The organism is Bacteroides sp. ET336, from assembly GCF_024733815.1.
GTDB lineage: Bacteria > Bacteroidota > Bacteroidia > Bacteroidales > Bacteroidaceae > Phocaeicola > Phocaeicola cellulolyticus.
In genome coordinates, this window is the sequence record NZ_JANRHK010000003.1 from 219,826 (window position 1) to 235,274 (window position 15,449).

A 15,449-nucleotide genomic window follows, 5' to 3' on the forward strand; every position below is an offset into this window, starting at 1 on the left:
GCGGCATAAGAACTATAGCAACTCTTGGTTCATTTTTTGCTTATTAGTGTAATTTACGTTTAAAATATAAATTTAGTCTATTGAAAGTATGAAATTCAAGATCTTTACCATTTTATTACTCTTTGTGAGTCTTAATGTTTCAGGGCAGGCTGTCTTGCTTGACAAAACTACCGGTCAATGTATATCTTATGCACAGATTTTAAACAATAAGGGAGCAGTTGTGGGTACGACTGATATTGAGGGCAACTTGCCTCAGGACTTGAACGATGAAAATGTTACTATTCAGCATATCGCGTACAACCCTAAGAGTGTCAAATCCTCTCTTTTTAAGAAAGATACTCCTATTTATCTAACTCCTATCGAATATCAGCTGGATGCTGTAACAGTTACAGCGAAGAATAGAGAATATATTCATCTTAGGACTTACTTCAGAAGCTATCAATTGAATGATTCCTGTATGAAATATTTCAGGGATGGATACCTGGATTTCTTTATTGATACAAAACATAAAGATGCAGAAAAACTTGTTATAGAGATTCGTAACTTCCAGAACGATTCATTGATTGATAAGGATAAGGAAAGGGCAAACACTCTTGTGGATAAATACATTTATACTCCAAATCTGGACGGACTCACTTTAATGGAAACACTGAAAAAAGAAGGCTGGAAATATAATACTGATAGTATAGACAGTCGACTTCTGTTAAATGAAACAGTTGGAGGTGCAATAAGGATAGATACTATACAGAAAGTATTACGAGTGGAATATGATGTTCTTGCAACAAAAGGGAAAAAGCCTAAAACACTTTTTGGTTACACAACACGCCTCGAAAACTTTTATCAGACGGAGAATTACATCTATAATTCAGAATATCAGTCCTATATGGATTTAATAAACAGAAAGAGCTATAGAAAGTTATTCTTTAGCCACAAGAAAGATTCCAAAGAACAGATGATTGAAATCTTTGATGAACTGTATGTTCTGGAACACAATTATATTACAAAAGACGAAATGAAACAGTACAAAAAAGCATTGAAGTCAAAATCAAACAAACCTCTGGTTGAGTGGAATATGGATAATACAATAATAACACCATTAGCACCACAATTGGAGCGAATATTAAATGAAGATCTCTCTCAGGTTAAATAATCGAAGGAGGATATCAAGAGCCTTCAATTCTCTCTTAAAAGTTTAACTCTATAATCTCTGATATTCTGCATGGTTTGTACTGGATATCAGAGATTTTTATGGATATACATGGTGCTTTCGATGTGTATGATGTTATTGCAATAATAATAAGCAGCCTTGTGTTTTACCGATTGTGTATGTTTTTTGGAGTTTCAAGCGGGAGATAGATAGTAAATTCCGTAAATTCTCCTTCTGTGCTGTTGACGAATATTCGTCCCTCATGCGCCTTTATCACCTGGTCAACAAAGTTCAGGCCCAGACCGAAGCCTGAAGCTCCGTTCTTGCGGCTGCGCTTTGCTGCCGCTGCGCGTTCATACTTCTGGAAAATGACTTTCTGATCGGCTTCGGATATGCCCAGACCATTGTCGCGTACTTTCAGTATGGTGTAGCGTTCGCTTTCTTCAGTGGTGATGTTTATTTCCACACTCTCCTTTGAGTATTTGATGGCATTGTCAATCAGATTGCTTAATACTTCACCCAGATAATCGTTGTCGGCATAAGCTGTTTTGGCCTGCAAGCTGATTATAAAGTTTACAGGTTTCTGTGCTTTGGCCTTGAATTTTTCTGTCAGTTTCTCTATTATTGGAGTAAGCTCAACTTCTGTTTTATTCATCTCCAGTTTATGGTTCTCCAGCTTTGAGATGGTAAGTATCTTGTTGGTGAGAGCAAACAGATGATCTGTCTCGCTTTTTGCTATACTCATATATTTGTTCTTAATCTCCTGTCTGGTATCAAGCCTTCCGCTTTCCAGCATATCCTGTACCATCATAATAGTGCTGAGAGGTGTTTTCATGTCATGCACCATGGCGTATGAGAAGTCCTCACGGATTTGGGATATCTTATTGATTTTTGATATTATTCTTACTTGGTAGATTATGCAGAATACTACAAAAATGAGAAGTATAGTTGTAGATACAAGGAGTAGTCCCATCTTTCCGAAAAAAAGGTTATTGGGGTTTACGAATTGAGCCTGTATAACTATGGAATAATCTTTTCTTAGTGGTACTTTATCTGTTTGTAAAGAAAATAATGAGGAAGGTTTATTCCCGATATGTTGTATGATGGTATCATTTTTTGAAATAGATATCATACATTCGCTTGGATAGTTATTCTTCAATAATAACTGTTTGTATATATGATTAATAGAGTCAAGGATTATTGGGCTTTTTAGTTGTTCTAAAGATTCTTGCATATAAACAAACTCTGGAACATTCCTATTTTTATCTTTCTCTGTTCTACTTTGAACCTTAGTTCCAATCGGTAAATTTTGTAATCTGGAGAACGTTTCTTCCATAATAGCCTGCTCCAGCATATTGGTAGATTTAATTTTCAGTTCATCCTTGACAAAGTTGTATGAATTTGCTAACCATACAAACTGAACCAGTAATATTATTGATAAACCTAATATTGTAATTAATCTGATATAATATGTTTTCATTTAGCAGTTTTATTGCAAAGTTAATAACATTATGCAGATATATAACTAAAGTTCTCGCAGAAAACTTCTTAACCTAAAGATAACGTATTGATAACATAAACTCTTGTTCTTAGCGCATACCTTTGCAGCATAAGAAATAACAAAAGAAGTCTAACTTAAAAATTAAATTATTATGATAGCAGAATTAATCATTTCAGCAGTAGCGTCAGTGTCTTTGTCAACTCCTAAAGTAGTTTATAATGTAGCCTCTGAAGATAAGAAAGTTACAAATATTGAGGCATATTCTGTAAGTGAAGGTAAATATCTTAAACGTATGTATAAGATAAACTTTATCTATAACGCAGATGGTGAAGTTACCGATAAGAATACTTATCAGTGGGATGAAAGAAATTCCGGTTATATATTGAAGGAGACTGAGAAGTTTACCAAATAAAATCCTTCAAATTCTCTCTTAAAAGTTTAACTCTATAATCTCTGATATTCTGTATGGATTATACCGGATATCAGAGATTTTTTATGTATTTACATGATACATTAGATGTATATGATATAATCGCTATGATAAACAGTCTTGTGCTTTACAGATTATGCTTGTCGCTTGTAGTTTCAAGCGGCAGATAGATGGTAAATTCCGTAAATTCTCCTTCTGTGCTGTTTACGAATATTCTTCCCTCATGCGCCTTTATCACCTGGTCAACAAAGTTAAGGCCCAGTCCGAAACCTGAAGCTCCGTTCTTGCGGCTGCGCTTTGCCGCCGCTGCGCGTTCATACTTCTGGAAAATGATTTTCTGGTCGGCTTCTGATATGCCCAGACCATTGTCACGTACTTTCAGTATGGTGTAGCGCTCGCTTTCTTCAGTGGTGATGTTTATTTCCACACTCTCCTTTGAGTATTTGATGGCATTGTCAATCAGATTGCTTATTACTTCCCCAAGGTAATCGTTGTCTGCATAAGCTGTTTTGGCCTGCATGCTGATGGTAAAGTTTACAGGTTTCTGTGCTTTTGCCTTGAATTTTTCAGTCAGTTTCTCTATTATCGGTGTAAGCTCGACTTCTGTTTTATTCATCTCCAGTTTATGGTTTTCCAGCTTTGAGATGGTCAGTATCTTGTTGGTGAGTGCAAACAAGTGGTCTGTTTCGCTTTCCGCTATGTTCATGTATTTGTTCTTTATCTCCGGTTTGCCTTCCAGTCTTCCGCTTTTCAGCATATCCTGTACCATCATAATAGTGCTGAGGGGTGTTTTCATGTCATGCACCATGGCGTATGAGAAGTCCTCACGGATTTGGGAGATTTTGTTTAGTTTGAAGATGTATTTAATCTGATAGACAGTGCAGACTATTGTTAGAATAGTCATTATGATTGTTGTTATGAATATAATCCACATCTTATTGAATATATTCCAATATGGATTTATCAGAACTAGCTGCATGCCAATGGATTTATCTAATTTTATGGGAATAACCTCAGTCTTGATGATTCCTAGCTTGGGAATTGTTATCTTTTTACTTGTTTGTATAGTTTTGCTGGAATCAATGACGCAGACTATGAATTCAGAGTTGATATTTTTTTTACTTAGTTGCAGATCAGTAAGTGAATCTATTTCTGATAAAGAATATTTATAGCCTAATTTGCTTATTCCGTCATATATATAAGTGGTTATTGAAATAGAATCATTTGGTGCTCCTCCACCTATGACGGTTCCTTCAGGAACACTCTTGGATATTATATTAGCTTCTTTATATAATGCTTGGTCAAATAAATCTGTACATTCTTTTTTAATTTCTTCTTTTACAAAAAGATATGTATTGCAAAGCCATAAGCTTTGCAGTGAGAAGATGGAGATTAACCCTAAAATTGTTATTATATGAATGTATTTCTGTTTAGACATTTTTTTATTTGCAAAGTTAATAACATTATGCAGATATATAACTAAGCTTTTGCATAAAACATTTTAACCTAAAGATAACGTATTGATAACATAAACTTTTGTTCTTTACACATACATTTGCAACATAAGAAATAACAAATGAAGTATAACTTAAAAAAATGAACACAATGAAAAAGACACTATTATTCGCGTTGCTGTTCTGCATCACGCTTGGTGCTAAGGCGCAACTGTTATGGAAAATATCAGGTAACGGACTTGACAGACCATCATACGTTATAGGAACGCATCACCTTGCACCGCTCAGTATCAAGGACAGTATAGCCAGTCTGCAACAGGTTATTGACCAGACAGAACAGGTGTATGGTGAACTTGTGATGGAGGATGCTACAAATCCTGAATCTGTTATGAAGATGCAACAGGCTATGGTACTGCCGGCTGATACTACACTGAAAAGTCTTTACACAAAGGCACAATATGATACCATAGCATCAGTGGTAAAGACTTATTTAGGAGTAGATCTTGCCTTGTTCGACAAGCTGAAACCTGCGGCTGTAACTACCCAACTGGCATTGGCTTTGGCTATGAAATCGCTGAAAGGATTTAATCCGCAGGAACAGCTTGACACTTGGTTCCAGACTCAGGCACGACAGGCAGGAAAGAAGGTAGGAAGTCTGGAAACCATTGATGAACAAGTAAATGTTCTTTACAATTCGCAAACTCTGGCACGTCAGGCACTTCTGCTGCACTGCGCCGCTACGCATATTGAGCAGGGTATTGACCAGACATTACGTATGACCAGCGCTTACATGAAACAGGATTTGGATGGACTGCTTTCTATCATTGAAGAAAAGATGAACAATTCCTGCGACAGTACTCCTGAAGAGCAGGAAGCACTGATATACGGACGTAACGCCAACTGGGCCCGTCAGTTACCGGACATTATGAAGCGGTCCTCAACCTTGTTCGTGGTAGGTGCCGGACATTTGCCTGGTCCAAAAGGTTTGCTGAAGTTGCTTCAGAACCAGGGATATAGGGTAGAGGCTATGAAATAGACCATGAATTATAATATATGAATCTGATCATACATTATATAACTGTATTTCTATTGGAATTTATAGTGCCGTTTAGGCGTGCGCACGTTCGAGTTTAAATGTGCGCCCATTCGATCTTAAACGTGCGCACGTTTTACCTGAAATGTGCGCACGTTTTTTTCGGAACACGAGGAAGGAAAAATCCGTACAATAACGGTCAGTAAAGTTTACCAAATAGAATCCTTCAGATTTTTCTCTTAAAAGTTTAATGATGTAATCCCTGATATTCTGTACGGCTGTTTGCAGAATGTCAGGGATTTTTGTATCGGACGTATTTAGCAAGCAGCGGTCATTAAATTTAAAGTTTAGAATATAAAAATATAAATATCAACGTATTAATTCGTATATTTGCATCAATCAGTAATAAAGGAGTTAATATGAACAACAGTGATTTTACTTGTGGCCATTTTGTCAATCCTTTTACGGATATTGGCTTTAAAATTATTTTCGGACAGCCTGCCAGTAAGGAATTGCTAATCACGCTGCTTAATGAACTTCTGAAAGGCGAACACTGCATAGAGAACCTTACTTTCCTTGATAAGGAAAATCATTCAGACAATATGGACGATGCAGGGATTATATACGATCTTTATTGTCTTACTACTACTGGTGAGTATATTATTGTTGAAATGCAAAACCGCCTGCACAGTAATTTCCTTGACCGTACGCTATTCTATATGTGTCGTGCCATTGGCAGACAAGTTGAGAATATACGTGAGAAAAGAAAAAAAGAACAGGAACTTCGTTCGGAGAACTCAGTCTGCGATGGTGAGGATGGCTTTGTCTTAAGTGAACCAAAACCGGATAAATATGGAGCCAGATATAAACTTTCCAAAGTTTATGGTATATTCCTGATGAATTTCTGTGAACCTGATTTGGAGGAAAAATTCCGAACAGACGCGGTTATAGCTGATATGGAAAATGGAAAAGTGATAAACGGCAAGTTCCGTCAGATTTTTTTGCAATTTCCATATTTCAAGAAAGAACTCCGAGATTGTGAAACTCTTTATGATAAATTGATTTATACACTCAAAAATATGCAACATTGGAACAGAATGCCGGATGCTCTTAAAGAGCAGGTCTTTAATCGTTTGGAAGAATTAGCTTCTGTGGCTAATCTCTCTTTGGAAGACCGTATTGCTTATGATAAAGCTTTAGACCGTTATAGAGTAAGCAGGATAGTGGAGGAAGATGCCCGTGAGGCAGGGTGGAAGAAAGGGCTTGAAGAGGGACGAGCAGAGGGACTTATTGCGGGGCGCGCAGAGGGACTTATCGAAGGTCGTGCGGAAGGTCGTGCGGAAGGTCATGCGGAAGGTCATGCGGAAGGTCATGCGGAAGGACTTCTGGAAGGTAAAAAATCTGTCGTTTCTAAATTGAATGCTTTCGGACTGTCTATTGAGCAAATTCAGGAGGCTACCGGTTTGACCGAAAAGGATATAAAAGACTTGTTGGTATAATGTGGCTTTTCAGTTCAGATTCCTGATAATAAAGATATTAATATTTAAGTCCTTTGTTGATTACCGGCGGGTAACTTCAAAGGACTTTTTTCTATTACGTCTGTTTTTATAATTGAAATTATTCGATATTTATCGCATTGGATGAAAAATATATCGTTTTTCGATAAATTTTTCTTGTTTTTCTTTTGTGTTTCAAAAATAGTATATACATTTGCATATCGAAAAACGATAAATAATTATTGAAAACAAGTAAGAGAATATAAGGATAATAGTAACAGATAAACATTGAGATTATGAAAACAGTACGTATTTTAGGATTTGTGGTAATAGCGATAATCGTATTTTTCGCTTCAACTGACGTGCTCAGAAAGTTTGGTGAAACAGATGATTCTATTCCTCGTACATATGTTGGGATGAATCCGGTATTGGTTTCTGTAGTACAAGATAAAACTTTGATTCCGGATAGTCTGTACAATTATGCAGAGAGCAGGAAAGTGCCATATAAGCTGGATACTATATCTACGTATGTTACTTTTGATAGTTTTTATACTGATTATTTTATAATACTGACAGTCCCTTTTCTGTTATTTTTCTTATATGGCTTTGTATCTCTTGTAGGTCTTCTGCTGGATATTTGCCGTAATAAAGTGCTTACCAAAAAGAATGTACGCCGTATGCGTATGTTTGTTTATTCTTTTGTATTGTTTTCAGCAATAAAAGAATTAGGGGAATATATAGAGTATTCTCAGGTTGTGAACGAAATAACTTTACCGGCAGGTTATACGATTGACGCTTTCGGACTGAAATATCCTTGGATATTGTTTATGTTGCTGGTATTGTTTGTCGAAATATTTGCAAAAGCGGAGAAAATTAAGGAAGAAAATGATTTGACAATTTAAAAATAGATAAAGATTATGAAAAACAAAGTTTCACAGAAAAAACAATTGACAATGTTCTGTAGCCTTACGGTTGCATATACAAGTTTGCTTGTCGGAATACTGCGTTTAGGTCTTGAAATTGCTGATGTAATATTTATGGATGCAGTATTCAATTATAATACCTGTATAAGATTGGTAATATATACATGTATAATCCTGTCGGCAATATCCATAGTACGTTTTCTTAAAAACGTAGATAAAGGATTTGTTTTCGATAAAAAGAATATATATCCTTTGCGATTCTTTGCGTGGACTGTTACCTTGACAGGGATAATCCTGACAGTGATAAACTCAATCAATGACTCCGATAGTCAGACATATATGTTTTTCCTATTAATAGGAATCTTTATAAACATACTCTCAGAAGTGTTCAATCTGGGAGTGAAAATGAAAGAAGAACAGGAACTTACTATTTGAATCATAAAACTATGAAAGGGAATAACAATGAAGACGATATGGAAAATATTCAAGCAGCGCTATAAAGATATGGGTAATCTTCTGTTTGCTGTTCTGGTTGGAATGATAAGTGTAATGATGTATTTTGGTCCTACTATTGTAAGACTTTTGCTGGCTGGCACTTCTGAACGGATGCTGGGCGGAGTGTATACCTGTAATTTATTGGTCATTCTTGTGTTTTGCTTTTGTATAATCAGGATTGACTGCCGAAAACTGATTAGTAATAAGACTGCTGGTATTCTGGAGAGTATTGGCTCTTTTACGGTTCTTTTTATGTTGATTCGTAACTCTTTTGCAAAGAGAGCAGGTGATTTGGGGGATGAATTTTTATATTCATTGGATTGGTTCACTATTATGTTATTTGGAATTATGATGGCATTTATAGGAAAGATAGTGCGCCGTGCGGTAAAAATTAAGGAAGAAAATGATTTGACCATTTAATAGGAATAGAACTATGAGCGAGATTAAGCCTGATAAAAAACTTGTAAGATATTGCGAGGTTATTTCTGTGATAACAATAATAGCCGCAGCTATGTACGGATTTCCTAATATACTGGATCTTTGTTATGAAATGGGAAAGGATGATAGCGACACATTTATATGGTACGCCCTAGTTGTGGGCATAGAGAGTTACGCCATAATGTTTGTAGGAGTTCTGTCGTATGTGATGGTTCGTAATGTGAAGCGGGGAAATATCTTCAGCCGTGTGAACAAGCGTATCCTGAATGCCATAGGTGTTTCAACTACTTTGTCCGGAATACTTATAAATATGATAATTCGTTTAAGTCCTCTTGAAATGCCGACTGAGGTTTGTGTGTTATTTATAATCTTGGGGATGATGTTTGTATTGACTGCCTGTATTTTCGAGATAGGAATACGAATGAAAGAAGAACAGGATTTGACCATTTGATAGATTAAAAAAACTGACATATATGCCTATAATAGTAAACTTGGACGTAATGATGGCGAAACGGAAGATTTCGCTAGGTGAACTGGCCGAACGTATAGACCTTACTCCGGCAAACCTTTCTATACTTAAAACTGGAAAGGCTAAAGCTATACGTTTCTCTACTTTGGAGGCTATCTGTAAGGAACTGGACTGCCAGCCGGGAGATATTCTGGAATACAGGGATGAATGATGTCTTAACATAAAGATAACATAGCGATAACATAAACTAATTTTCTTTGCGCATACCTTTGCGGCATAAGAACAACTAATCAATATAAAAGTTATGAGAAGAATTATTAAACTGGCTTTTGTAGCCATTGCAGGATTTGCCTGCTTGCCGGTAGCTGTCAGGGCACAGCAGATGCCTCCGGTACCTGTGGATAAGGAAGTGAGAATAGGTAAACTGGATAACGGACTTACATACTATATCCGTCATAATGAATATCCTAAGAACCAGGTGGACTTCTATATCGCCCAGAAGGTGGGTAGTATCCTGGAAGAGGACAACCAGCGCGGATTGGCGCATTTCCTTGAACATATGTGTTTCAACGGAACAAAGAACTTCCCGGAAAACTCGATGATAAAATGGCTGGAGTCTGTAGGTGTGAAGTTCGGTTATAATCTGAATGCCTATACCAGTATTGATGAAACTGTGTATCGTATCTCCAGTGTACCTACAGAGCGTATCGGGGTACAGGATTCATGCCTGATGATTCTGTCAGACTGGGCTGACGGCCTTCTGCTCGAAGGCAAGGAGATAGACGAGGAACGTTCCGTTATACATGAGGAATGGAGAAGTCAGCTGCCTCCAAATATGAGAATTCTGGAGAAACTGCTTCCGGTGATATATCCTGACAGCAGATACGGACACCGTCTTCCTATAGGAACCATGGAAGTGGTGGACAATTTCCCTCATCAGGCTTTGCGCGACTATTATGAAAAGTGGTATCGTCCTGACCTGCAGGGTATAGTAGTGGTGGGGGACATTGATGTGGACCGTATAGAAGGCAAGATTAAGGAACTGTTCTCAAAGATTGAGAAACCTGTAAATCCGGCAGAAAGGGTTTACTACCCTGTGGCAGACAATGAAAAGCCTATTGTCGCTTTCGGCTCGGATAAGGAGCAGGATAAATATGTGGCTCAGATTATGTTCAAGTATGATGCCCTGCCTGATTCATTGAAGGGTACGATGGCTGATGTTACAACTTCTTATCTGCTCGATATGGCCCAGATGATGCTTCAGATACGACTGAACGAACTGGGACAGAAGGCGGATGCTCCGTTTGCCGTAGCTTCTGCATTTTACGGTGAGTTTATTATGGCAAAGACTAAACAGGCTTTCCAAATGGCTATGGTTCCTAAGGGTAACAGCTTCAACGAAGGACTGAAGGCTGTCTATCGTGAGGCTCTCCGTGCCAAGAGGGGAGGATTTACTGCCACTGAATATGCGCGTTGCCGTACAGAATATCTTTCTCAGCTTGAAAAGGCATACAATAACCGCAACCAGCAGGAAAACAAGACTCTTGCAGAATCGTATGTACGTAACTTTATCGACAAGAAGCCTATACCTGGTATAGAGACAGAATATCAGATGATGAGCATGATTGTAAACCAGATACCAGTGGAAGCTGTAAATCAGGTGTTCTCGCAGATTGTTTCGGATAAAAATCTGGTTGTTCTCGGTATGATGCCTGCACGCGAAGGGGAGTCATGTCCTAAGGATGATGATATACTTGCATTGCTTTCTCAGGTGGAAGCAGAAAACATTGCTCCTTACGTTGACAATGTAAAGGATGAACCACTGGTAAGCGAATTGCCTGCAGCCGGAAAGGTGGTGAAGGAAAACATGCTTTCTGATTTCGGTGCCAAGGAATGGATTCTTTCAAACGGTGCCAAAGTGATATTGAAGAAAACTGACTTCAAGGCTGACGAAATCAATATGATGGCTGTAGCAAAGGGCGGTACTTCGGTTTATGGCAATGACAAGGCTGCGGACCTGATGTTTATGCCTGCCGTATTGGAACAGCACGGTCTGGGTAATTTTACCAATTCTGATCTTACCAAGCTGATGGCCGGCAAGCAGGTATCCCTGAAAGTTGCTTTTGAGGATTATGTACGTAGTCTTTACGGAAATACCACTCCGAAGGATCTGAAGACTTATATGGAGATGATATACATGACTTTCACAGGACTGACAGTAACAGAGGATGAATTTGCTGCAATGCAGAATCTGTATAAGGGATTGATTCAGAATCAGGAGCAGAACCCTAGTTTTGTTTTCCAGAAGAAGGTTCAGGAATTCCTTTATACTTCGCCTAACAAGCAGGTGTTCGGTGTAAGTGATATTGAGAAGGCAAACCGTGATAATATCCTTTCTATCATACATGAGCAGCTTGCCAATGCAGCGGACTTTACATTTGTATTCAGCGGAAATTTTGATGAAACTGAATTAAAGAAACTTGTTGAACAGTATATTGCTTCACTGCCTTCTGTGAAAGGGAAAAAACAGGAATTGAAATATAACAGTGCCGTAGAAATCAAGTCCGGTAGCGAAGAAAAGGATTTCACAATGAAGATGGAAGTGCCTCAGGGTAGTGCTGCTGTCATCATCAGCGGAAAGATGCCTTACTCATTCAAGAACAGACTGATGGCTTCAATGTCGGCACAGATAATCTCTACACGTCTATTGAATGAGGTTCGCGAAAAGGAAGGTGCAGTATATAGCATATATACACAGGGCTCTCAGGACAGACTGTCAGAAGTGTCAGTCACATATCAGACTATATTCCAGGTTAAGCCTGAAAAGAAAGACCGTGCGCTTGAAATAATCCGCAGCGAGTTTGAAAAGCTGGCAAAGGAAACTCCGGCAGAAGAACTTGACAAGGTGAAGGAGTTTATGGTTAAGCAGTATGCCGAGAACGAACATACAAACAGTTATTGGTGTTCTATGATGGCAGGCAACGAACTTAAACCGGCCGAAGTATTTGCCCAGGCTGAAAAGGCAATCTTGTCTGTCACTCCAAAAGAACTTTCGGAATATGTAAATAAAGTGATGAAACAGAACAACTACAGGGTGTTGGTTATGATGCCTGAAAATAAGTGATAATTTAGCCTGGTTCTATTGTGGCAATATTGCACAATATGAACCAGGCTTTTTTTATGTGTACTTATTTATCAGTAGCTTATCTTTATGCCTGCAAATATAGAACGTGGCATTCCAGCGCCATAGATATACCCTGAGTCTCTGTTTGCACCTTTGTCGAAGTCTTTCTGATAGGCATTGAATATATTCTGTACCCCTGCATTTAACTGAAGAGTTGTACTCTTATACAGACTGAAGTCATAAGAGACTTTTAATCCTATATCCATAAAGCTTCTTGTCTTTTCTGTTCTGTTTTTTTCGATATATCCTTTGTGATGTTCCACCAGCATACTTCCTGTATATGTACCTGATAACGCAACATTAAACTGTTTCACCGGAGCGTATGTCATTGTAAAGTATCCGTATGTGTTTGGTGTACGGAACATTCTTTTTTCTTCTGCTACATCTTCACCCCATGATCTTGCTTCCTTATATTCAGCTTTCTGGAGTGTTAATCCTGCTTGCAATTGCCAGATATTGCGCCATGCAAGTTTGCCCTCCAGTGTTCCTCCATAAACAACAGAACCTTTTTCGTTTCCGCGTTCCATGATAAGGATACCGTTTTCAATACCGATTTCTGTCAATGCAAATACATCTGAGATGTTTGTGTAGAATCCTTCTATTAGGAGATTTCCCTGCCAGTCTCCCCAGTTGTGATACATATCGGCAGAGATGCTTGTGCTTTGTGATTTTTCTTCTTTCAAATCTTCTGCCAGACGAATCATCGAAACCGTACCTCCCACATTCTCTATATGAAGGTCTTCATCGAATGCCTGTGGAGCACGGAAACCGAATGAGTAGCTCGCACGCAGATTGATATTCTCAGTAGGGTTGAAGCGAAGGTTTGCTCGTGGGCTGAATATAGGTTTGCTCAGCATGCTGTGTTTGTCCAGACGACCACCGATAAGGAAACTCCACATCTCGTTTTTCCATTCGTTCTGTGCAAAGGCACTCATAATTCTTACTTTCTGTGCTACGTATCTGTTATAACCCCACTGGTTGTCTTTGAGATTGTCGTAATTATATTCTGTACCGGCAGTAAGGTCGGCAGGCATGAACAGACATTTGTCCCAGTGATAGTTGTATTGCGTTCCTGCTATCCATGTGAGATCGGTTGTTCCTCCGTATGCCTTGAGTGCAGTTTCGCTGCCTTGTCCGCCACCATAGTAGCTGTCGCGGTTAATATGCTGGGCTGATGTATAGATGCTCACGCGATGTTTCTCGTTTGGTGAGAAGTAGTCAAACTTCAATCCTCCGGTGTTTATGCTGTGAGTGAGCTGTTCGGCTATGTTTGCTTCGTGGGCAGGCCTGTCGAGCATGTCACCTCCGCGTCTGAATTCCTGCAGATGATGGTATTCCATTGTAAGTTTGGAGTAAGTACTTGTCTTGATATACGAACGCATACCTACAGTCTGATTCTTGAGTTTAGGAAGTTCTGTGAAACCGTCGCCGTCGTTATCATAACCGTTCCTTTCTCTGTTTTGTCCGAAAACAGCGATTCCCATTTTCTGATCTTCTGTGACCAGTGAAGCATTCATTGTTGTATTATTTTCGAATACGCTGCCATCACCGATACCGGTAATAGTGTGTGATATCTGTGCCGAGTTTCTTATCGGTTCTTTTGTTATGATGTTTATGGTGCCTGCAATGGCTGACGAGCCGAACAGAGCAGAACCGCCACCACGCATTACTTCCACCCGGTCTATCATATTTGCTGGAATCTGTTCAAGACCATATACTCCGGAAAGGGCACTGAATATAGGGCGTGAGTCAATTAAGATTTGTGTGTATGGACCATCCAGACCGTTTATCCTGACTTGCTGGTATCCGCAGTTCTGGCAGTTGTTTTCCACTCTCACACCAGGCTGGAAGTTCAATCCTTGGGCCAGGTACGCAGAGTTTGTATTCTCAAATGTCTTCATAGAAACTACATTTACCAGTGTAGGTGCCATACGGCGGGTAGTTTCGTTTCTGTTTGCAGACACCACAACACCTTCCAATGAAATGAGGTCTTCCTCTATTTCGAAATTCATTTCGATGGTTTTACCTTTCTTGAAGTTTATTTCTTTGCGTACAGTTTTGTAGCCTACTGATGAAACCTCCACTGTGAATGTCCCTTCAGGAAGGTTTTTCAGAAAGTAGTGACCGGTTTCATCGGTGGTTGTACCGATAGTAGTACCTTTCAGGCTTATTGTAATAAAAGGAAGATGCTCGTGTGAATGTTTGTCTGTCACGTGCCCAATCATGTTAGCGTCCGATTCATTAAGTTTGTATGCATATAGCTGGTAGGGGAGCAATGTAAGTATTGTTCCCAATATAATGGTATATATTGTCTTCATTTGATTTTGCGTTTTAATTTTTAGACATGATATATGTGTACACTTTCATAACGAAAGCATACAGTATAAATAAAGAATTGATTATATCAGTCTAATGTCGGAGGGGCACGCAGAGAGACAACTCCGTATGTAGCACTGTGAGGCTTGTCGCAGACAGCTGGTGTTATCAGAACAGCAAGTAGCGTGAGCCACAATACCGGAGTCAACGGCTGTGGAATATCACCGTATGTATAAAATGAAGATAGGAAAAAGATTGTTTCGGCCTGTTGTGCCGTATGAGTATGTTCACTTTTGTATGGATGGGAATGTACAATGATAACTCCGTTTACTACATGGGTATGTGTAAACAGTGTTATTCCCCCGAAATAGAATATAAATAATATCGGAAGGAAAAAGCGCATGAACTTTAAATGTCTTTTTTCCTTAAGCATGTATAGCCTTTGTGTATGTACTAGTCCCTATGTGTTTGCAAAGATACAATAATTCAGGGTTATTGTCAAATGTCTGTTAATGGTGTTGATGTAGATTTAATGGAATTGTAACTATAAATACCTATTAATG

Annotated in this window: 14 protein-coding genes; 10 read left to right on the top strand and 4 right to left on the bottom strand. The window is 38.6% G+C overall.

The window, feature by feature from the left end; genetic code table 11:
* Nucleotides 1-88 precede the first annotated feature (88 nt).
* Entirely contained in the window at nucleotides 89-1,150 is a 1,062-nt protein-coding gene (locus tag NW213_RS05210; RefSeq protein ID WP_258322051.1) for a hypothetical protein, read from the top strand.
* A 163-nt stretch (nucleotides 1,151-1,313) separates the two neighbouring features.
* Here NW213_RS05210 and NW213_RS05215 read toward each other — a convergent pair whose 3' ends face one another.
* Entirely contained in the window at nucleotides 1,314-2,627 is a 1,314-nt protein-coding gene (locus NW213_RS05215) for a sensor histidine kinase KdpD (RefSeq protein ID WP_258322052.1), read from the bottom strand.
* Between the two features lie 172 nt (nucleotides 2,628-2,799).
* On the opposite strand from NW213_RS05215, the gene NW213_RS05220 reads away from it, so the two are divergent.
* The gene (locus NW213_RS05220) at nucleotides 2,800-3,060 is read left to right on the top strand and encodes a DUF3836 domain-containing protein (RefSeq protein WP_258322053.1); all 261 of its coding nucleotides are present in this window, start codon (nucleotides 2,800-2,802) and stop codon (nucleotides 3,058-3,060) included.
* A 145-nt stretch (nucleotides 3,061-3,205) separates the two neighbouring features.
* Here the strand turns inward: NW213_RS05220 and NW213_RS05225 are convergent, their stop codons facing one another.
* Nucleotides 3,206-4,516: a sensor histidine kinase KdpD gene (locus NW213_RS05225; protein WP_258322054.1), complete on the bottom strand. Its 1,311-nt coding sequence runs from the start codon at nucleotides 4,514-4,516 to the stop codon at nucleotides 3,206-3,208.
* Nucleotides 4,517-4,683: 167 nt separating this feature from the next.
* Here NW213_RS05225 and NW213_RS05230 point away from each other — a divergent pair, with 167 nt between their 5' ends.
* The 8 genes from NW213_RS05230 to NW213_RS05265 all read left to right on the top strand — a co-directional run bounded on the left by NW213_RS05230 (nucleotide 4,684) and on the right by NW213_RS05265 (nucleotide 12,510).
* Nucleotides 4,684-5,568, top strand: a complete 885-nt coding sequence (locus tag NW213_RS05230) for a TraB/GumN family protein (RefSeq protein WP_258322055.1) — start codon at nucleotides 4,684-4,686, stop codon at nucleotides 5,566-5,568.
* A gap of 416 nt (nucleotides 5,569-5,984) precedes the next feature.
* Nucleotides 5,985-7,064 carry a PD-(D/E)XK nuclease family transposase gene (locus NW213_RS05235; RefSeq protein WP_258322056.1) on the top strand — a complete coding sequence of 360 codons (1,080 nt, stop codon included), beginning with the start codon at nucleotides 5,985-5,987 and terminating at the stop codon, nucleotides 7,062-7,064.
* Nucleotides 7,065-7,357: 293 nt separating this feature from the next.
* Nucleotides 7,358-7,963, top strand: coding sequence for a DUF2975 domain-containing protein (locus tag NW213_RS05240; protein WP_258322057.1), 606 nt, complete (start codon nucleotides 7,358-7,360; stop codon nucleotides 7,961-7,963).
* Between the two features lie 15 nt (nucleotides 7,964-7,978).
* Entirely contained in the window at nucleotides 7,979-8,419 is a 441-nt protein-coding gene (locus tag NW213_RS05245; RefSeq protein WP_204402773.1) for a DUF2975 domain-containing protein, read from the top strand.
* Between the two features lie 27 nt (nucleotides 8,420-8,446).
* Entirely contained in the window at nucleotides 8,447-8,899 is a 453-nt protein-coding gene (locus tag NW213_RS05250) for a DUF2975 domain-containing protein (RefSeq protein WP_258322058.1), read from the top strand.
* 13 nt (nucleotides 8,900-8,912) lie between these two features.
* On the top strand, nucleotides 8,913-9,368 hold the full coding sequence (locus NW213_RS05255) for a DUF2975 domain-containing protein (RefSeq protein ID WP_258322059.1): 456 nt from the start codon (nucleotides 8,913-8,915) through the stop codon (nucleotides 9,366-9,368).
* 22 nt (nucleotides 9,369-9,390) lie between these two features.
* Nucleotides 9,391-9,597 carry a helix-turn-helix transcriptional regulator gene (locus NW213_RS05260; RefSeq protein WP_204390448.1) on the top strand — a complete coding sequence of 69 codons (207 nt, stop codon included), beginning with the start codon at nucleotides 9,391-9,393 and terminating at the stop codon, nucleotides 9,595-9,597.
* 93 nt (nucleotides 9,598-9,690) lie between these two features.
* Nucleotides 9,691-12,510, top strand: coding sequence for a pitrilysin family protein (locus NW213_RS05265; protein WP_258322060.1), 2,820 nt, complete (start codon nucleotides 9,691-9,693; stop codon nucleotides 12,508-12,510).
* A 71-nt stretch (nucleotides 12,511-12,581) separates the two neighbouring features.
* On the opposite strand, the gene NW213_RS05270 is transcribed toward NW213_RS05265, so the two are convergent.
* Together NW213_RS05270 and NW213_RS05275 are read right to left on the bottom strand one after the other, a co-directional pair.
* On the bottom strand, nucleotides 12,582-14,888 hold the full coding sequence (locus tag NW213_RS05270) for a TonB-dependent receptor (protein WP_258322061.1): 2,307 nt from the start codon (nucleotides 14,886-14,888) through the stop codon (nucleotides 12,582-12,584).
* Nucleotides 14,889-14,974: 86 nt separating this feature from the next.
* A complete protein-coding gene (locus NW213_RS05275) occupies nucleotides 14,975-15,319 on the bottom strand; it encodes a hypothetical protein (protein ID WP_375338111.1) in 345 nt (114 codons plus the stop codon).
* Nucleotides 15,320-15,449 lie beyond the last annotated feature (130 nt).